Annotated in this window: 15 protein-coding genes; 4 read left to right on the forward strand and 11 right to left on the reverse strand. The window is 64.9% G+C overall.

Annotation, left to right across the window (positions count from 1 at the left end; all coding sequences use genetic code 11):
* Positions 1–5 precede the first annotated feature (5 nt).
* From ACOGXH_RS12120 to ACOGXH_RS12150, 7 genes are all read right to left on the reverse strand, one after another.
* Positions 6–629: a TlpA family protein disulfide reductase gene (locus tag ACOGXH_RS12120; RefSeq protein WP_419929342.1), complete on the reverse strand. Its 624-nt coding sequence runs from the start codon at positions 627–629 to the stop codon at positions 6–8.
* 20 nt (positions 630–649) lie between these two features.
* Positions 650–1,450, reverse strand: coding sequence for an SDR family NAD(P)-dependent oxidoreductase (locus ACOGXH_RS12125; RefSeq protein ID WP_419929343.1), 801 nt, complete (start codon positions 1,448–1,450; stop codon positions 650–652).
* Between the two features lie 57 nt (positions 1,451–1,507).
* A complete protein-coding gene (locus ACOGXH_RS12130) occupies positions 1,508–2,761 on the reverse strand; it encodes an MFS transporter (protein ID WP_419929344.1) in 1,254 nt (417 codons plus the stop codon).
* 71 nt (positions 2,762–2,832) lie between these two features.
* Positions 2,833–3,249: a Zn-ribbon domain-containing OB-fold protein gene (locus ACOGXH_RS12135; RefSeq protein WP_419929345.1), complete on the reverse strand. Its 417-nt coding sequence runs from the start codon at positions 3,247–3,249 to the stop codon at positions 2,833–2,835.
* A complete protein-coding gene (locus ACOGXH_RS12140; RefSeq protein ID WP_419929346.1) occupies positions 3,246–4,424 on the reverse strand; it encodes an acetyl-CoA acetyltransferase in 1,179 nt (392 codons plus the stop codon). The genes ACOGXH_RS12135 and ACOGXH_RS12140 overlap by 4 nt, the downstream gene beginning before the upstream one ends.
* A 9-nt stretch (positions 4,425–4,433) precedes the next feature.
* Positions 4,434–5,666, reverse strand: a complete 1,233-nt coding sequence (locus ACOGXH_RS12145; RefSeq protein ID WP_419929347.1) for a CaiB/BaiF CoA transferase family protein — start codon at positions 5,664–5,666, stop codon at positions 4,434–4,436.
* A complete protein-coding gene (locus ACOGXH_RS12150; protein WP_419929348.1) occupies positions 5,666–6,895 on the reverse strand; it encodes a CaiB/BaiF CoA transferase family protein in 1,230 nt (409 codons plus the stop codon). The genes ACOGXH_RS12145 and ACOGXH_RS12150 overlap by 1 nt, the downstream gene beginning before the upstream one ends.
* Before the next feature lie 85 nt (positions 6,896–6,980).
* On the opposite strand from ACOGXH_RS12150, the gene ACOGXH_RS12155 reads away from it, so the two are divergent.
* The gene (locus ACOGXH_RS12155) at positions 6,981–7,907 is read left to right on the forward strand and encodes an NAD(P)-dependent oxidoreductase (protein ID WP_419929349.1); all 927 of its coding nucleotides are present in this window, start codon (positions 6,981–6,983) and stop codon (positions 7,905–7,907) included.
* Here ACOGXH_RS12155 and ACOGXH_RS12160 read toward each other — a convergent pair.
* Positions 7,904–9,385: a class I adenylate-forming enzyme family protein gene (locus ACOGXH_RS12160; RefSeq protein ID WP_419929350.1), complete on the reverse strand. Its 1,482-nt coding sequence runs from the start codon at positions 9,383–9,385 to the stop codon at positions 7,904–7,906. The two genes, ACOGXH_RS12155 and ACOGXH_RS12160, sit on opposite strands and share 4 nt — an antisense overlap.
* Before the next feature lie 61 nt (positions 9,386–9,446).
* Between ACOGXH_RS12160 and ACOGXH_RS12165 the strand changes: the two genes are divergently transcribed.
* Genes ACOGXH_RS12165 through ACOGXH_RS12175 form a run of 3 tightly spaced genes read left to right on the forward strand, consistent with a single transcriptional unit; the run spans position 9,447 to position 12,207 of the window.
* The gene (locus ACOGXH_RS12165) at positions 9,447–10,124 is read left to right on the forward strand and encodes a class I SAM-dependent DNA methyltransferase (protein WP_419929351.1); all 678 of its coding nucleotides are present in this window, start codon (positions 9,447–9,449) and stop codon (positions 10,122–10,124) included.
* 42 nt (positions 10,125–10,166) lie between these two features.
* The gene (locus ACOGXH_RS12170; RefSeq protein WP_419929352.1) at positions 10,167–11,393 is read left to right on the forward strand and encodes a cytochrome P450; all 1,227 of its coding nucleotides are present in this window, start codon (positions 10,167–10,169) and stop codon (positions 11,391–11,393) included.
* Entirely contained in the window at positions 11,386–12,207 is an 822-nt protein-coding gene (locus ACOGXH_RS12175; RefSeq protein WP_419929353.1) for a methyltransferase domain-containing protein, read from the forward strand. Before ACOGXH_RS12170 ends, ACOGXH_RS12175 begins: the two co-directional genes overlap by 8 nt.
* Before the next feature lie 10 nt (positions 12,208–12,217).
* Here ACOGXH_RS12175 and ACOGXH_RS12180 read toward each other — a convergent pair whose 3' ends face one another.
* From ACOGXH_RS12180 to ACOGXH_RS12190, 3 genes are all read right to left on the reverse strand, one after another.
* Entirely contained in the window at positions 12,218–13,147 is a 930-nt protein-coding gene (locus ACOGXH_RS12180; RefSeq protein ID WP_419929354.1) for a VOC family protein, read from the reverse strand.
* 69 nt (positions 13,148–13,216) lie between these two features.
* Positions 13,217–13,621 carry a VOC family protein gene (locus tag ACOGXH_RS12185; RefSeq protein WP_419929355.1) on the reverse strand — a complete coding sequence of 135 codons (405 nt, stop codon included), beginning with the start codon at positions 13,619–13,621 and terminating at the stop codon, positions 13,217–13,219.
* 5 nt (positions 13,622–13,626) lie between these two features.
* The gene (locus ACOGXH_RS12190; RefSeq protein ID WP_419929356.1) at positions 13,627–14,373 is read right to left on the reverse strand and encodes a glucose 1-dehydrogenase; all 747 of its coding nucleotides are present in this window, start codon (positions 14,371–14,373) and stop codon (positions 13,627–13,629) included.
* Between the last annotated feature and the right edge of the window lie 16 nt (positions 14,374–14,389).

The following is a 14,389-nucleotide window of genomic DNA, read 5'->3' on the forward strand; positions in this document are numbered from 1 at the left end:
AAACCCTACCCGTCGCCTGGAGCCAATAGCAGGTTGAAGTGCCTGGTCAGAATTTCTGGGGGAATACGACCGCTTCCCCTAGACGCCAACGTTCCGTCACTGAACACCAAGACCCAAAACGGTGTGCCTGCCTGCCCGAGGGCGGCGGCAATCTCGTTGTCGGCACTGTCCACCAGAACGGGGTACGGCCAATCTTCGTCGGCCAGCCATTGGCTGGGCGGGTAATTGTCCCTGCTGGAGTCCACCAGGGTGACCACGCTGATCAGGTCCACCCCGTCGGGAAGTTCGTTTCCTGCGGCAAGCCAGCCGGTGTACTCAGCGACTTCTCCCTGACAAGCCGGGCACCAGTGAGCCAGGAACACGAAGACTGCTGGACGCTCACCCGGAGTCCAGGAAAACGGCGTACCGTCGATGGCTGAACCTGAGAGCCCAGGCACTGGACGACCGATTGCCGGATCAGAAGCTGGAGAATCTCCTGCCAGCCCTAGAGACTGTCCGACGATCTGCACCGGGGCAACCTCAACCGCTTCGGAAGCGGCGTCATCGTCGTTTCCGCCGCAGGCAGCGGCCAGCAGCAAGACGGCCACCGCGAGGGCTACTGCTCGACGGGTACTGCGCTTCGAATCCATGACTACAGGCTATGGGCTAGCTATAGCGGCATCACCACGCCGCCGTTGGGCCGCACAGTCTGGCCGGTCATAAATCGGCCAGCATCCGAACAGAGATACAAGATGGCGTAGGCAATGTCGGTGGGATCACCCACAAACCCCAGGGGGTTCATTTGGGCGATGGTGTCGAAGTGGTTCTTCTGGCGTTCGGGGTCGACCTTGCCGTCGTCGTTTAGAAAGTGGCGGTCGTAGATGGGGGTCTCGATAGAACCGGGGGCCACGGCGTTTACCCGGATGGGGGCCATCTCCAACGCGGCGGTGCGGGTGATCATCTTTACGGCCGCCTTGGTCAGCGCGTAAATGGAGATCATCGGGGCGGGCATGTCGGCTCCGGCCGACGACAAGTTGACGATCGATCCCGATTTCTGGTCGGCCATTGCCCGGCCGGCCGCCGCGGTGCCCCAGTAGACGCCTTTGATGTTCACATTCATCACCCGCTCGAGCTGCTCGGGCGTGGTGTCCACGATGAGGCTGTCGGTAATGATCCCGGCGTTGTTGACCATGATGTCGAGCCGTCCGTGGCGGTCCACGGCGTCGGCCACCAGTGCGTCTACCGCCGATTTGTCGCTCACGTCGATGGGCACCGCCGACCATGAGGCGCCCAGCGCATCCAGTTCCCCGCCGGTCTCGCCCATACCGTCGGCGTCAACGTCGCCCAGCACCACCGATGCCCCGGCCTTGGCCAGCGTCACCGCCGTCCCGCGGCCGATCCCCGAGGCGGCTCCGGTGACCACCGCTACCCGGTCGGAAATGTCAAACGCCGCCATGATGTCGTCATGCATGGCCCCATCATGGCCCCTGTACGAAGGCAAAGTCCCACCGAACAGGCGCACCTGTGGTCACTCGATCGCTGCGGTGCCCTTTGTGTCTGCGGGCGGATGTACTCCGGGTCGAGTATCTATTCCGGAGGCAAGAGCAATCGCTCCAACGACGCATAGAGCCCCCAACCCGAAAAGCCACCGCTGCTCTTCTAGAGGACTACCTACCGCCCAAATTACGAAGAGAGAGGTCCAAGTCGAGATAATCGTACCCAAGTAGCGAAAGAAGCGATGAATTGCTACACCAATACCCAATCTCTCAATCGGGAGAGAATTCACTGCTGCACCTTCGAAGATTGTAGATGCGATTCCGACATTGAGAAAAAATGCAGCCGTATTTCCAAACCAGAGAATAGACGGCATAGTCCTCCCATCAGCAAGCGATACCGAAGCCAATGAGAACATTAAGAGGTATATCGCTACCACCAACATCGGCAGCCTATGGCCCCACTTGTCGGCAAATCTTCCAACTACTAGAGGCAGTGCTAGCAATCCAATTACAACCGCAGCCAAGATAAACACTGCCCGCTCAGTATTGAGACCCTTCGCCCACGAGTTGATAAGATAGACGCTTACTGCAAAAGAGATAAAGCCTATCGCGGATACCCAAGCTAACCCAGCGCAATTTGAAAGGACCATATTTCTGGTCCACAGTTTTCGTACATTTGGGACTACTGGAGGAACATCCCCCTCAGGAGGACTTGACAGCACTCCCACATCAACAGAAGTTTCATGGCTGCCTTCTCCAGTCACCTCCACCAGTTGATCTTTTCCAAACCCGATTGTGGTTGCACCAATCAATACGTATATGGGGATCATCCAGTTCCAATTGATTTCATCTACCCAAGCAATAACGAAGGAGCTAACGATGGTTACTACTCCAAACATGGTGTAATAGCCCCCAACAGCCGTTGATCGCCGCTGAGCAGGTACGGCCGCAAGCAAAATTGCCATTCCTACAGGAATTGCTGCTGCGTTTCCTACAGAGCTGATAAGCCCCGCTACGATCAGCATTTTCCAATCTGAGGCTACGGCCTCGACGATCAACCCCGCTGGGAAGACAGCCATACCTAAGAGAAAGACGCGTTTCCTTCCGACTGTGTCGGCAAGCCACCCCATTGGCACGAAAAGCACTCCAGACGCGATCCAAAAGGTAAGCAACCCCCATCGTGCCTCTTCGAGACTGATGTCCTTTTCGAGGGCCACCACGAGAAATCTCGAATGGAATACTGAGAGAAACACTGAGCCAGAGAGAAGCGGAATCACACGCTTCATCGAAGGCTGGATGGGTGAAGGGGGCATTGATGGTCGTGATGGCACAGGCGGAAAAGGCGGATTGTCCATCATCAGGCGGGTTCCCAGAAGACCATGGCGTGGGTGTCGTCGTAGGTGCGGGCGTAGGCGGTGACTGCCATGCCGATCTCGACTGCTTCGGGGTCGATTCCGGTGAGGCCGCCGAACATCCGCACTCCCTCGGGGAGGTCGACCATGGCCAGGACATAGGGCAGTTCGGCGAAGGCGGGCACTCCGTACTGACGGACGATGGTGTAGGTGTAGACATTGCCGGTGCCGGCGGCTTCCATCCACTCAGGCTCGGCCGCGCAGGCGGTACACAGCGCTCGGGGGTAGTGCTGGCGATTGCCGCACTGTGGGCACTGCTGGATGAGCAAGCGGCCCTCGGCCGCGGCCGCGAAGAACTCGCCGTACTCCCCCTCGCCGGCGGGGACCGGCCCCTGCCACTCAAGATCACGGACGACCCTCATGAGGGTCGGTCCTTCCCCAAGATGACGGTGCCGATGGCCGACAGCCAGCCGCCGGAGCCGCAGGCCAAGGCCACCTCGGCGTCGGGCACCTGGGCTTCGCCCGCATCGCCCCGGATCTGGCGCACCGCCTCGATCAACAAGAAGATGCCCCGCATGCCCGGGTGGTTGGACGACAAGCCTCCGCCGTCGGTGTTGGTGGGCATCGACCCGCCCCGGCGGAGATGGCCCTCGGTCACGTAGGCGCCGCCCTCGCCTTTGCCGCAAAAGCCGAGGCCTTCCAGCATCAACAGCACGGTGATGGTGAAGCTGTCGTATAGCTGGGCAGTGTCGATGTCGCCTGGCGTCACACCGGCTTGGCCCATGGCCTCGGGTCCGCAGACTGCGGCGCCCATCTCGGTGAAGTCGGGCATCTGGTGGATGTTCCAGTGGGTCTGAGTGCCCGCTGCCCCCAGCACGTAAATCGGGGCATGGCGCAGGTCGCGAGCGATCTCCTCGGTGGTCAGCACCAGCGCCCCGCCCCCATCGGTGATCACGCAGCAATCCAGCTTGTGCAGCGGATCGGCGATCATGCGACTGTTCACCACATCGCCCACGGTGATGGGGTCGCTGTAGCGGGCGTCGGGGTTGAGCCCGGCGAACTCCCGGACCCCAACGGCTATCTCGGCCAACTGCTCGGAGGTAGTACCGAACTCGTGCATGTGCCTACGAGCGGCCAGGGCATAGGCCCCCACCAAGGGCAATCCGTAGGGCGTGGCCATCTGCATGGCCCCGGCCACCGGCTGAGCGTCGCGCTGGAACCCGCCGGTGCCCAGCACCCGTCCCATGCGGGTGAGCTGATCAGAGCCGTAGGTCACCAGCACGGTGTCGCACAACCCCTCCTTGATGGCCGCGGCGGCGTGCTGCACATGGAACTCGAACGACGATCCCCCCACCATGGTCCCGTCGATGTAGCGGTGGTTCACCCCCAGGTACTCGGCCATGGACACGGCGTCATCCCCCGCTCCCGGTCCCCCGCCGCTGGTGCTGACATAGCCGTCGATGGCCGATTTGGCGATGCCACAGTCGGCAATGGCCCGGCGAGCGGCCAGGGCGTGGTGCTGCACCGAGTTCAAATGCGGTGCCACCGGATAATCGCTCAGGCCGATACCGCAAATGACCGGGTGACGGGATGGCACTGGGGCAGCTTAGGCGAGCAGGTGGTTGTGCTCGCCGATGTGAGGGGCCCGATGGCGGACTCGGTAGGGGGACTTGGGGGCGATATAGGGTGCGCCCACATAGGTGAAGCTACGGCCTAAGTCCTCGTGCTCTACCTCGACGGGAAAGCCCCGCTCCTGGAAGTGAGGGTCGGCCAGCACCTCTTCGGGCGAGTAGATGATGCCCACTGCCAGTCCCCGCTCTTGGGCGCCGATGAAGAACTCGTGGGCGGTGATGTTCTGGGCGATGAACCGCACAGCCTCCCGGGCAGCGCCGAACATGGCGGTCACCTCGGGATCCTGGCCGATCTGCGATAGGTGCAGGTCTTCTTCGAGCTGGGTGCCCATCTCCAAGAAGAAGAACTCCTCGAATTGGTCCTTCAACCCCAGGCTCTCCATCCACTCCACCACCACGGCGAAGTCCCGGGCTGATCGGGGCGGAAAGCCGGTGTTGACGTCGATATCGTCCACCGACAGCGCCCGGGTGAACGTGGTGGGCTCAACGGCGGCGTGGCGCCCGGTCTGGCGCTGCACCTCTTCGCCGGCCACCAACCACTGCACCGAGGCGAACTCGGTGGTCACGTTGGCGGCAGCGTGCAGGCTCACATCCACGAACTGGCCTTGGCCCGTGCGATCTCGGGCCAACAGCGCGGTCTGAGCCGAGAGAACCGCAAAAACCGACCCGGTCTGGTACCCCTGATTGCCCCCGCCCCGCTGGGGTGGGATGGCATGGTCGTCGTAACCGCAGCTCCACACTGGACCGCCGGCGGCCAGCACGGTGAGGTCGATGCTCTCCTCTTGGGATCGCGGCCCGGTGCGGCCGAATGGGGTCAACGACACCCAGATCAACTCGGGATGATCGGCCCGCAACGTGTCGTGGTCGATGCCCAAGTCGGCCAATCGTCCGGGACGCTCCGACTCCAGCACCACATCGGCGGTGCCGACCAGCGACCGGAATCGGTCCCGGTCGCCTTCTTCTCCAAGATCCAGGGTCACGCCCAGCTTGGAGGCGTTGTAGTGCCACCACCACAGACTGCGCTCCGGCCCGGCCTCGTCATCCAAGAACGGCTCGAAGCCCCGAGAGTGATGGCCTTCGGGGGGCTCCACCACGATCACCTCTGCCCCCATGCCGGCCAACATCAGCCCGGCATAGGCAGAGGCCTCGCTGGCCAGCTCCACCACTCGGATACCGGCCAGGGCTCCGGGCAGATCGTTGCCCGCCATCAGATCACCCCCTCGGCCGCCAAGTCGGCCAGATCGGCGTCCGAATAGCCGAGCAGACCCCCGAGGATCTGGCGGTTGTGCTGGCCCAGCAGGGGGCCGCCGCGCTCCAGCACCCAGTCGGTGTCGGAGAAGTGGGCGGGGATGCCGTCGACCCGAACCCGGCCCATCTCGCCGTGGGTGACGGTGGGCCACAAACCCCAGGCCTCGGTGTTGGCGTCGTTGTCTACCCGGTCGACCGGCTTGGCCACCCCGGCCGCGGGCACCCCGACGGCTTGCAACTCGGCGGCCGCCTCGAATCGATCCCGCTTCGAGGTCCAGGCCCGCACCGCGTCGTCCAGATCATCTTCATGGGCGAGCCGTCCGGCGAGGTCGGCGAACCGGCGGTCGTCGATGCCTATGAGCTCGGCGATGGCATGCCAGTCGCCCTCGTCTCGGGCGGCCAGAGCCAGCCAGGCGTCGTGCCCATCGGCCTCATAGATGCCGTGGGGGGCCATGGCGGGGAATTGGCTCCGGTTGGAGTAGGGCATTCCGTCGCGCCGCAGAGGTCGCCCGTTCACGGTGTAGTCCAGCACCGCCGGACCGAGCATGGTGGCCCCGGCGTCGGTGCACGACATATCGATCCACTGGCCCTCGCCGGTGCGGCTGCGGTGAATCAGCCCGGCCATGATGGCCATGGCCATGAAGTTGCCGCCGTGGTGGTCCATGTAGGAGTAGCCCCATCCGGCCGAGGGCATGTCGGGCAACCCGGAGGTGAACGTGAGGCCGCAACAGGCCTGCACGATCGGCCCCCACGTCTTGTATTTGCGATAAGGGCCGGCGTGGCCGAACCCGCAGTTCGACACGTACAGGATGTCGGGCTTGATCTCCCGCAGGCGGTCGTAGCCAAATCCGAGACGCTCCAGCACCCCGGCGGCGAAGTTCTCGGTGACCGCGTCGCACTCGGCGATCAGCTCGGTCAGCAGATCCTTGCCCTTGTCGGTGCGGAGGTTCAGGGTGATGCCCAGCTTCTCCACATTGTGGTTGTTGAAGCACCCGCCGAACTCATGGCCGCGGCGCTCGTCCACGAACGGGGACGTTCCCCGGAGCACGTCCCACTTGCCGAGGCGCGCCGGGTCTTCAACCCGGATGATCTCGGCGCCGAATGCGGCCATCCACCGGGTGGCCCCCGCTCCGGCCAACTGCCCGGTGAAGTCGCAGATGCGAATGTGGGACAAAGCCTCAGATTTCACGGCTCGACCTTACGCGGTGTTGTGCATGGGAATCCGAGCCGAGAATCTCCAGCCAGCCGGTTCAACAATCCCTAGGCTGCACGGCGTGCGAGTGCTACACCACATGGAAGATGGGCGTCTCGACCCAATCATCGCCCAGTTCCAAGACGTCGAATTCGTGTACGTGCCCCGCCAAGGCGACATTCCCGAGGATGCCTCCGGCGAGGCGTTGCTGACCATCCCCCGGGACTACCCGAACCTGGCTGAGCTGCTGAACCGGGGAGTGGATTGGGTTCACGTGACCAGCACCGGGATAGACGGGTTCCCGCTCGAGCTGCTGGGCCACCGGGTAATGACCTGCTCTCGAGGAGCCGGGGCTATCGCCATCTCTGAATGGTGCCTGGCCATGATGCTGGCTTTTGAGAAGGACCTGCCCGGCGTATGGCTCGACAAGCCGCCCGAGCGATGGTTCACCGCAGAGTTGGGCGCGCTCTACGGCAAGACGCTGGGGTTGATCGGCCTGGGCGGCATCGGTACCGCAGTGGCCCGCCGGGCCCTGGCCTTCGACATGTCGGTTCTGGCCGTGCGCCGCACCGCGGCACCTGCCCCATTGGAGGGGATTGAAATTGTCAGCTCGTTGAGCGACCTGCTGGAGCACTCCGACCACGTCGTGGTGGCTGCGCCAGCCACCGCGGCCACCCGCCATCTGCTGGATGCCGATGCCCTGGCCGCCACCAAGCCAGGGGTCCACATTGTCAACATCGCCCGGGGCGACCTCATCGACCAGGACGCCCTGCGGGCCGCGCTGGACGACGGGCACGTTGCCCGAGCCTCGCTCGACACAGTGGAGCCCGAGCCCCTGCCCGAGGGCCACTGGCTGTACGACCACCCCAGGGTCCGGCTCAGCGCCCATGTTTCCTGGTGCATGCCCGAATCCTGGGACCTGCTGATGGCACCCTTCGCCGACAACCTCCAGCGCCGCCTGACCGGCCAGCCCCTTGAGGGAATCGTCAACCCCGACGAGGAGTATTAGCCGCCGGTCGACAAGATTGCGGCAACCACTTCGCGGCGGCGGACCTGGCCGGTGGCCGGGGTGCGGGGGATGGCGCTCATGGCTTCGATGCGCCGGGGGTGCTTGAACCGGGCCAAGCGGTCCTGTAGATGGGCCTGCACCGCCTCGGCAGTGGGCAAGGCGGCACCAGGGTCCAGCACGAACACCGCGCACACCACCTCGCCCCAGCGGTCGTCGGGGATGCCCACGACCGCCACCTCAGCCGCCCCGGGGAAGTCGGCCAGATGGCCTTCCACCTCGGCGGGCGACACCGTCTCCCCACCGGTGCGGATCACGTCTTTCACCCGGCCCACGATGGAGTAGAAGCCGTCGCTGTCCACCTCGGCCAAATCGCCGGTGCGGAACCAGCCGTCATCGGTGAACGCCTCGGCGGTGGCCTCGGGATTGTCGAAGTAGCCGTCGAACATGAACGGGGAGCGGGTCTGGAGCTCTCCCTGGTCAAGACGCACCTCGGCGCCTGTGTGGGCCTGGCCACAGCTCCCTGGCCGCGACGCCATGTCGAAATCGTCCAGCATGGTGACCGAGCCTGCTTCGGTGGAGCCATAGAACACCCGTCGGTGGGCATTGGGGAACGCGGCCTTCAAGTCGGCCAGCAGCTCCGGCGGGGTGGCTGAAGTGCCTGAGGTGGCGAACCGCAGCGAGGAGAGGTCTTCGTGCCGATCAGCGTCCAGCACCCGGCGCCACACCGCGGGGATGCAGTTCATGTAGGCGGCTTGGTGGGTGTGCACCGCATTAATGAGGACATCGGCGTCGGCCCGGTCGGTGAACACGACCTGTCCCCGGGCCTGCCAGGCTTGGAGGGCAATGGTCCACGCACCCATGTGGAACATCGGGAACATGCATACGGTGGGCCCTCTGGGCTCGAGCAGTGCCGGCGTACGGGTGCGCAGCCAGTTGCACCGGTGCGACAGCACCACGCCCTTGGAGCGCCCGGTGCTGCCGCTGGTGAAGAACACCACATGAGGGTCGGTTTCCTCCACACCCGAGGGGGGCAGCGTCGATGTCGACGCAGAGACGGCCTCGGCCACTATGTCGAGGCCCGGCCCGGGTCCGCCTAGGCAGAGCAATGGGACTCCCACCGCCTCGGCAACCGACTGGGCAGCCTCGGCATGACCGGGATCGACCACCAACACCCGGGGCCGGGCCAACGCAACCATCTCGGCCGCCTCATCGGGCGACAGCCGGGCGTTGGCCGGGGCAAACACCGCACCGGCACGGGCCAGCGCCACAAACAGGGCCACTGATTCCAAGTTGTTGTCGCTCCAGGTGACCACCCGGTCGCCTCGACCCACGCCGAGACCGGCCAGCACATGGCCCATCTGATTGGCCTGTCGGTGCAGCTCCCCATAGGTCAGCGACTCTTCCCCCAGCGTCACCGCCGGGCGAGACGGCGCAGCGGTGGCCGCATTGTCGAACACCGAGCCGATCACCAACTCCATCGCCGGGCACACTACCGGGAGATGGGGCCTCGGTTTGGTGTGGTATGTAGCGTGAGGCGCGATGACGGAGCAATCAGCGTCACGATCGAGGGCGACAGAGCTTGCTCTAGACAAGGCCTACGCCACCGATGGGCCGGAGGCCAACCGAGAGCTGTATGCGGAATGGGCTGATACGTACGACTCGGGCTTCGTCGTCGACAGCCGATACGTGTATCCCCAGCAGGTGGCCGGAGTCTTCTGCCATGGCTTCGCTCATATCGACGAGCCGGTACTGGACGTGGGTTGCGGAACCGGAATAGTCGCCACTGAATTGGCCCGATTGGGCGTATCGGTCATCGACGGCATCGACCTCTCGCCGGAGATGCTGGCCGAGGCCGAAGCCAAGACCCACGATGGCCGACCCCTGTACCGCCGGCTCTTCGAGGCCGACCTCACTGGGCCAACCGAGCTAGCCGACGGGGCCTACGCCGGCATCGTGAGCGCGGGAGCGTTTACCCATGGGATCTTCGGTCCTGAGACGATCTCTGAATTGCTGCGGGTGGCCCGGCCCGGAGCTCGCTTCGCACTCGGAATTAATTCGGCTCACTTTGTCGAGGTCGGTTTTGGCCACTGGCTCGAGGAGCGACAGTTGGATGGGCTCATCGCCGGGCTGAATTTCGACTTGCGGCCGATCTACGAGGAAGCAGACGAAGCCGATCCCGACCAGTGGTCCCGCATCGCGGCTTTCACAGCCGCATGAGCGAAGCCGCACTGGGAGCGGCAACGTGGCACCATTGAAGCTATGAGCTTGACGTCTGATCCGCTCTCCAGCACCGAAGAGGAGACGGCCTTCGACCCGTTCGCCTATCCCGAGGAGGTGCCCATCGACGAGCTGGCCGAGCTGCGATCAGAATGCCCGGTGGTCCGCACTCCCACCGGGTGGTATCTGACCAAGTTCGACCATGTGCTGGCCGCTACCAAAGATGTCGATACCTTCGTGTCCAGTTTCCGCGATCCTGGCGTGGAGGTCCCCGAAGAGGAAAAGCTGATCAGTGAGATCGCCGAACCCCGGCATGGCAAAGTGCGGCGGATCATCAACGCCACCGTGGCCCATCACAAGTCGATGCGGGCCGAGCCAATGGTGCGGGAGCTGTGCCATCAGTACCTCGACCCAGTTTTGGAGCGGGGCCGCGGCGAGCTGGTGGCCGAGTTCATCACCCCGGTGCCCATCAACGTGATCTCCCACCTCATCGGCGTCCCCGCCGAAGATTGGGAGCAGTTCCACATCTGGACCGACGAGGTGGTGCTGGGCACCTACCCCCGGACCAACCGCAACGAGCGGGGCGAGGGTCTGGCCGGCGCCCACCCCGAGTTCTGCGCCTACATCGACGGGCTGATTGCCGAGCGGCGGGCCAGCGATGACGCCCCCGACGATCTGGTCACCAGGCTTATCACCACGGAGATCGAAGGCCATCGGCTCACCGACGTGGAGATCCGCACCCAGCTGGCCTTCCTCATCATGTCGGGCAACGAGACCACCCGGCATCTGATCGGCAACCTGCTGTGGCGCATCATCGGCGACCCCGATCTGTTCGCCGCCCTCAAAGCCGACCGGGGCCTATGCGAACGGGCAGTTGAGGAGTCGCTGCGGATCGACTCCCCCGCCCACATGCTCATCCGGGACTGCACCGCCGACACCGATGTGTTTGGCGCTCCCATGAGCCGCGGCGACAAGATCGTGTTCGGCGTGTCGTCGGCCAACCGGGACGAGGACTACTTCGACGATCCCAACGAGTTCCGGCTCGACCGGGAACGCCCCAAGGACCACGTAGCCTTCGGCGGCGGCCCCCACATTTGTCCGGGTGCCAGCCTGGCGCGCCTTGAGGGCCGAGTGGCGCTGGAAGTGTTCTTGGACCGGGTGGCTGCCGCCGAGTTGGCCCCCGGCTGCGTCCGCAAGAAGACCGAGGTGTTCTGGGCCAACGGGCCTGAACGCCTCGATGCGTTCTTGACTCCCGAACCCGTTGGCTAACCAACCCCCGGAGGGCGAGAAGTACACCCACGGTTACCATCAGGTGATCGTGGGGTGGCACTCCCGGCGCACCGCCGAGGCATGCGCCGCCTTCTTGCTGCCTCGACTGCGGCCCGATTCCGAGGTCCTCGACATTGGTTGCGGGACGGGCACCATCACCACTGGGCTGGCCCGCCGCGCCGGCCGGGTGGTGGGCCTGGACCTTTCGGCTGATGTGGTGGACGCGGCCCGGGCCCACGCCGACGACGGTGGCCTGTCCAACATCTCATTCGAGGTGGGCTCGGTCTACGAACTGCCGTGGGACGACGCCAGCTTCGATGTGGTGTATGCCCATCAGGTGTTCCAGCACCTCTCCGATCCGGTCCGGGCCCTGCGGGAGGCCCGGCGGGTGCTGCGGCCCGGCGGGCTGGTGGCGGTGCGGGATTCCGATTACGAGACCATGGTGCACGCTCCGGTGTTCCCGGCCATCGAGCGCTGGCGAGACCTCTACCACCAGGTGGCCTCGGCCAACGGCGGGGAAGCCGACGCCGGGCGGTATCTGCTGTCATGGGCAATGAAGGCCGGATTCACCGACATTGAGGCCACCGCCAGCACCACCGCCCACACTGATCAAGAGGGGCGAACGGTGTGGGGCGAGATGTGGGCGGTGCGGGTGATCGACAGCGACTTCGCCGACCACGCGGTGAGCAACGGACTCGCCACCCGCGATGAACTTCAGGAAATCTCCGATGCCTTCCACCAGTGGGCTACCCAACCCGATGGCTTCTGGGCCTGGATCAACGGCGAGGTCATCGGGGTCTGCCCGCCCGACTGACCAGTCTCGGCTATTCCGGAGGCGGGCTTTCGATCAGCTCCACACAGGTGCCGTCGGGATCCTCAAAAAACAGCGCCCGCAGATCGGAAGGGAGACCGGGGCCCATCTCCAACTCCACTGGCGGCGAATAGCACGCCACCCCGGCTTCCAACAGGGCGGCGTAGTCACGATCGATATCGTCGGTGAGCAGCGCCATCCGGAAGATGCCCAGCTCGTTGGCCTTCCGACGGGCGCTGCCGGTGGGCTGGGGCTGTTTCCATTCCACCAAGTCGAGGATGAAGCCAGAAGGGCTGGCGTCGGGGGCGCCGATGAACCAGGCGTCCCAGGCCACGTCGCCGTCTACCCGGAATCCCCCACCGGGCTGAGGCTCAGACGGGCAGGAGCGGATCCAAGGGTTCAACCCGAGCACGTCGCAGTAGAAATGGCGGGATCGCTCTAGGTCGGAGCAGTTCACGTTGACGTGGGCCAAACGGGTGCTGTCGGCCTGGACGAACTGCACCGGAGTGCCGTCGGGGTCGGAGCAAAGAAACAGCTCAGGGGCGGCCATCCCCTCGGCCCCGAGCTCGACCCGGCCCGGTGGCGACCACACGTCGTGGCCCGCCTCAGTGAGGCGCTGGTACAGGCCAGCCAGGTCATCGGTGAGGATGCACAACCGTCCGAAACCCAGTTCGGTGACCGTTGCCGGCGGCGACCCCGCTGGCCCGGGCACCTGCCACTCCAACAGATCCAGCACCGCTCCGTCGGGAGCGTCGTCGCCGGACAAGATCCACGCATCCCACTGCACCTCGTCCAACCCGAACGCCCCACCAGGCTGGGGCCGCTCCGGCTGGGTGCGGACCGTCGGTTTCAACCCCACCAGGTCCCGATAGAACTCCAACGACCGCTCCAGATCAGAGCAGTTCACGTTGACATGGAAAAACCGCAGCGGGCCTAACGACATGAGGGTTTGACTACCACACCGCTCTCTTGCGACCCCCACCGATAGGGCCAGCAGTTCCTGATCGGCGATTCAGCCCTTGATGGTGAGGAGCTCCAGCAGGTTGCCGTCGGGGTCGCGGAAGTAGACGGACTGGCCTCGTTCGCCGTTGCTGGCCGGGCGGGGGGCGGGGCCCTCGATGACTTCGATGCCGTGTTCGGCCAGGTGGGCCTGGGCAGCGGCGATGGTGTCGCCCCAGCGGAAGCACAGGTCTACCGACCCGGGAGTGGGCAAGCGGGCGTGTGGCGAGGCGGGGGCGGCGCCGGGATGCACGTTGATGCGGTTGGCCCCGACCTGCATCATCACGATCGGAAGCTTCCCGGCCCGGAATTCCTCCAGATACATGGGCTCAGCCCCGAGTACCTCGCCGTAGAAGGCCACGGTGGCTTCCACGTCGGCCACGGTGATGGCCAGATGGTCGAATCCCTCAACGCTCATGGTGCCTACCCTCGAAATGGGATGCCCGCGGTGGAGCCCCCGTCAATGATGTATTCGTGGCCAGTCTGGTACGACGCCGCGTCCGACACCAGGTAGCAGGCCAAATCGGCCACTTCTGAGGCCACTCCGGCCCGGCGCAGCGGCACATGGCCGAACAGCTCGGGACGCCCATGCCGGTCGGCTGACAGCATGGCGGTCTCGATCGGGCCGGGATGGATGGAGTTCACCCTGATTCCACTGGGGCCAAGCTCGATGGCCGCCACCTTGGTCAATCCCCGCACCGCCCACTTGGTGCCCCCGTAGGCCGAGTGGTGGGGGATTCCCTGCATCCCGGCGATGGACGAGATGTTGACGATCCCCCCGCCGCCGGCCTCGGCCATGGGGTCGGCCACGCTCTGGATGCCCAGGAACGTGCCCAGGTAGTTCACTTCCCAGATGCGGCGCAGGCTCTCGGGCGTCTCGTCGGCAATGGGGGCGGTCCAGTGAATGGCGGCATTGTTCACCAGCGCCCGCAACGGCCCCTGCTGCACGGCGGTAGCCACCATCCGGGCCCAGTCGTCAGGGGAGGTCACGTCGTGGTGGAGATAAACGGCCTGGTCGCCCAGATCGGCGGCCACCGCCTCCCCCTGCTCGTCGAGCACATCGCCCATCACCACGAAGGCGCCTTCGTCCACGAACTTCCGGGCCTCGGCCTCGCCCTGGCCCCGAGCCGCCCCGGTCACAATCGCCACCCGTCCATCAAGACATCCCATGGCGAAGTTCTAGCCC

It is taken from the genome of Candidatus Poriferisocius sp. (assembly GCF_965208355.1).
Classification (GTDB): Bacteria; Actinomycetota; Acidimicrobiia; order Acidimicrobiales; family Bin134; genus Poriferisocius.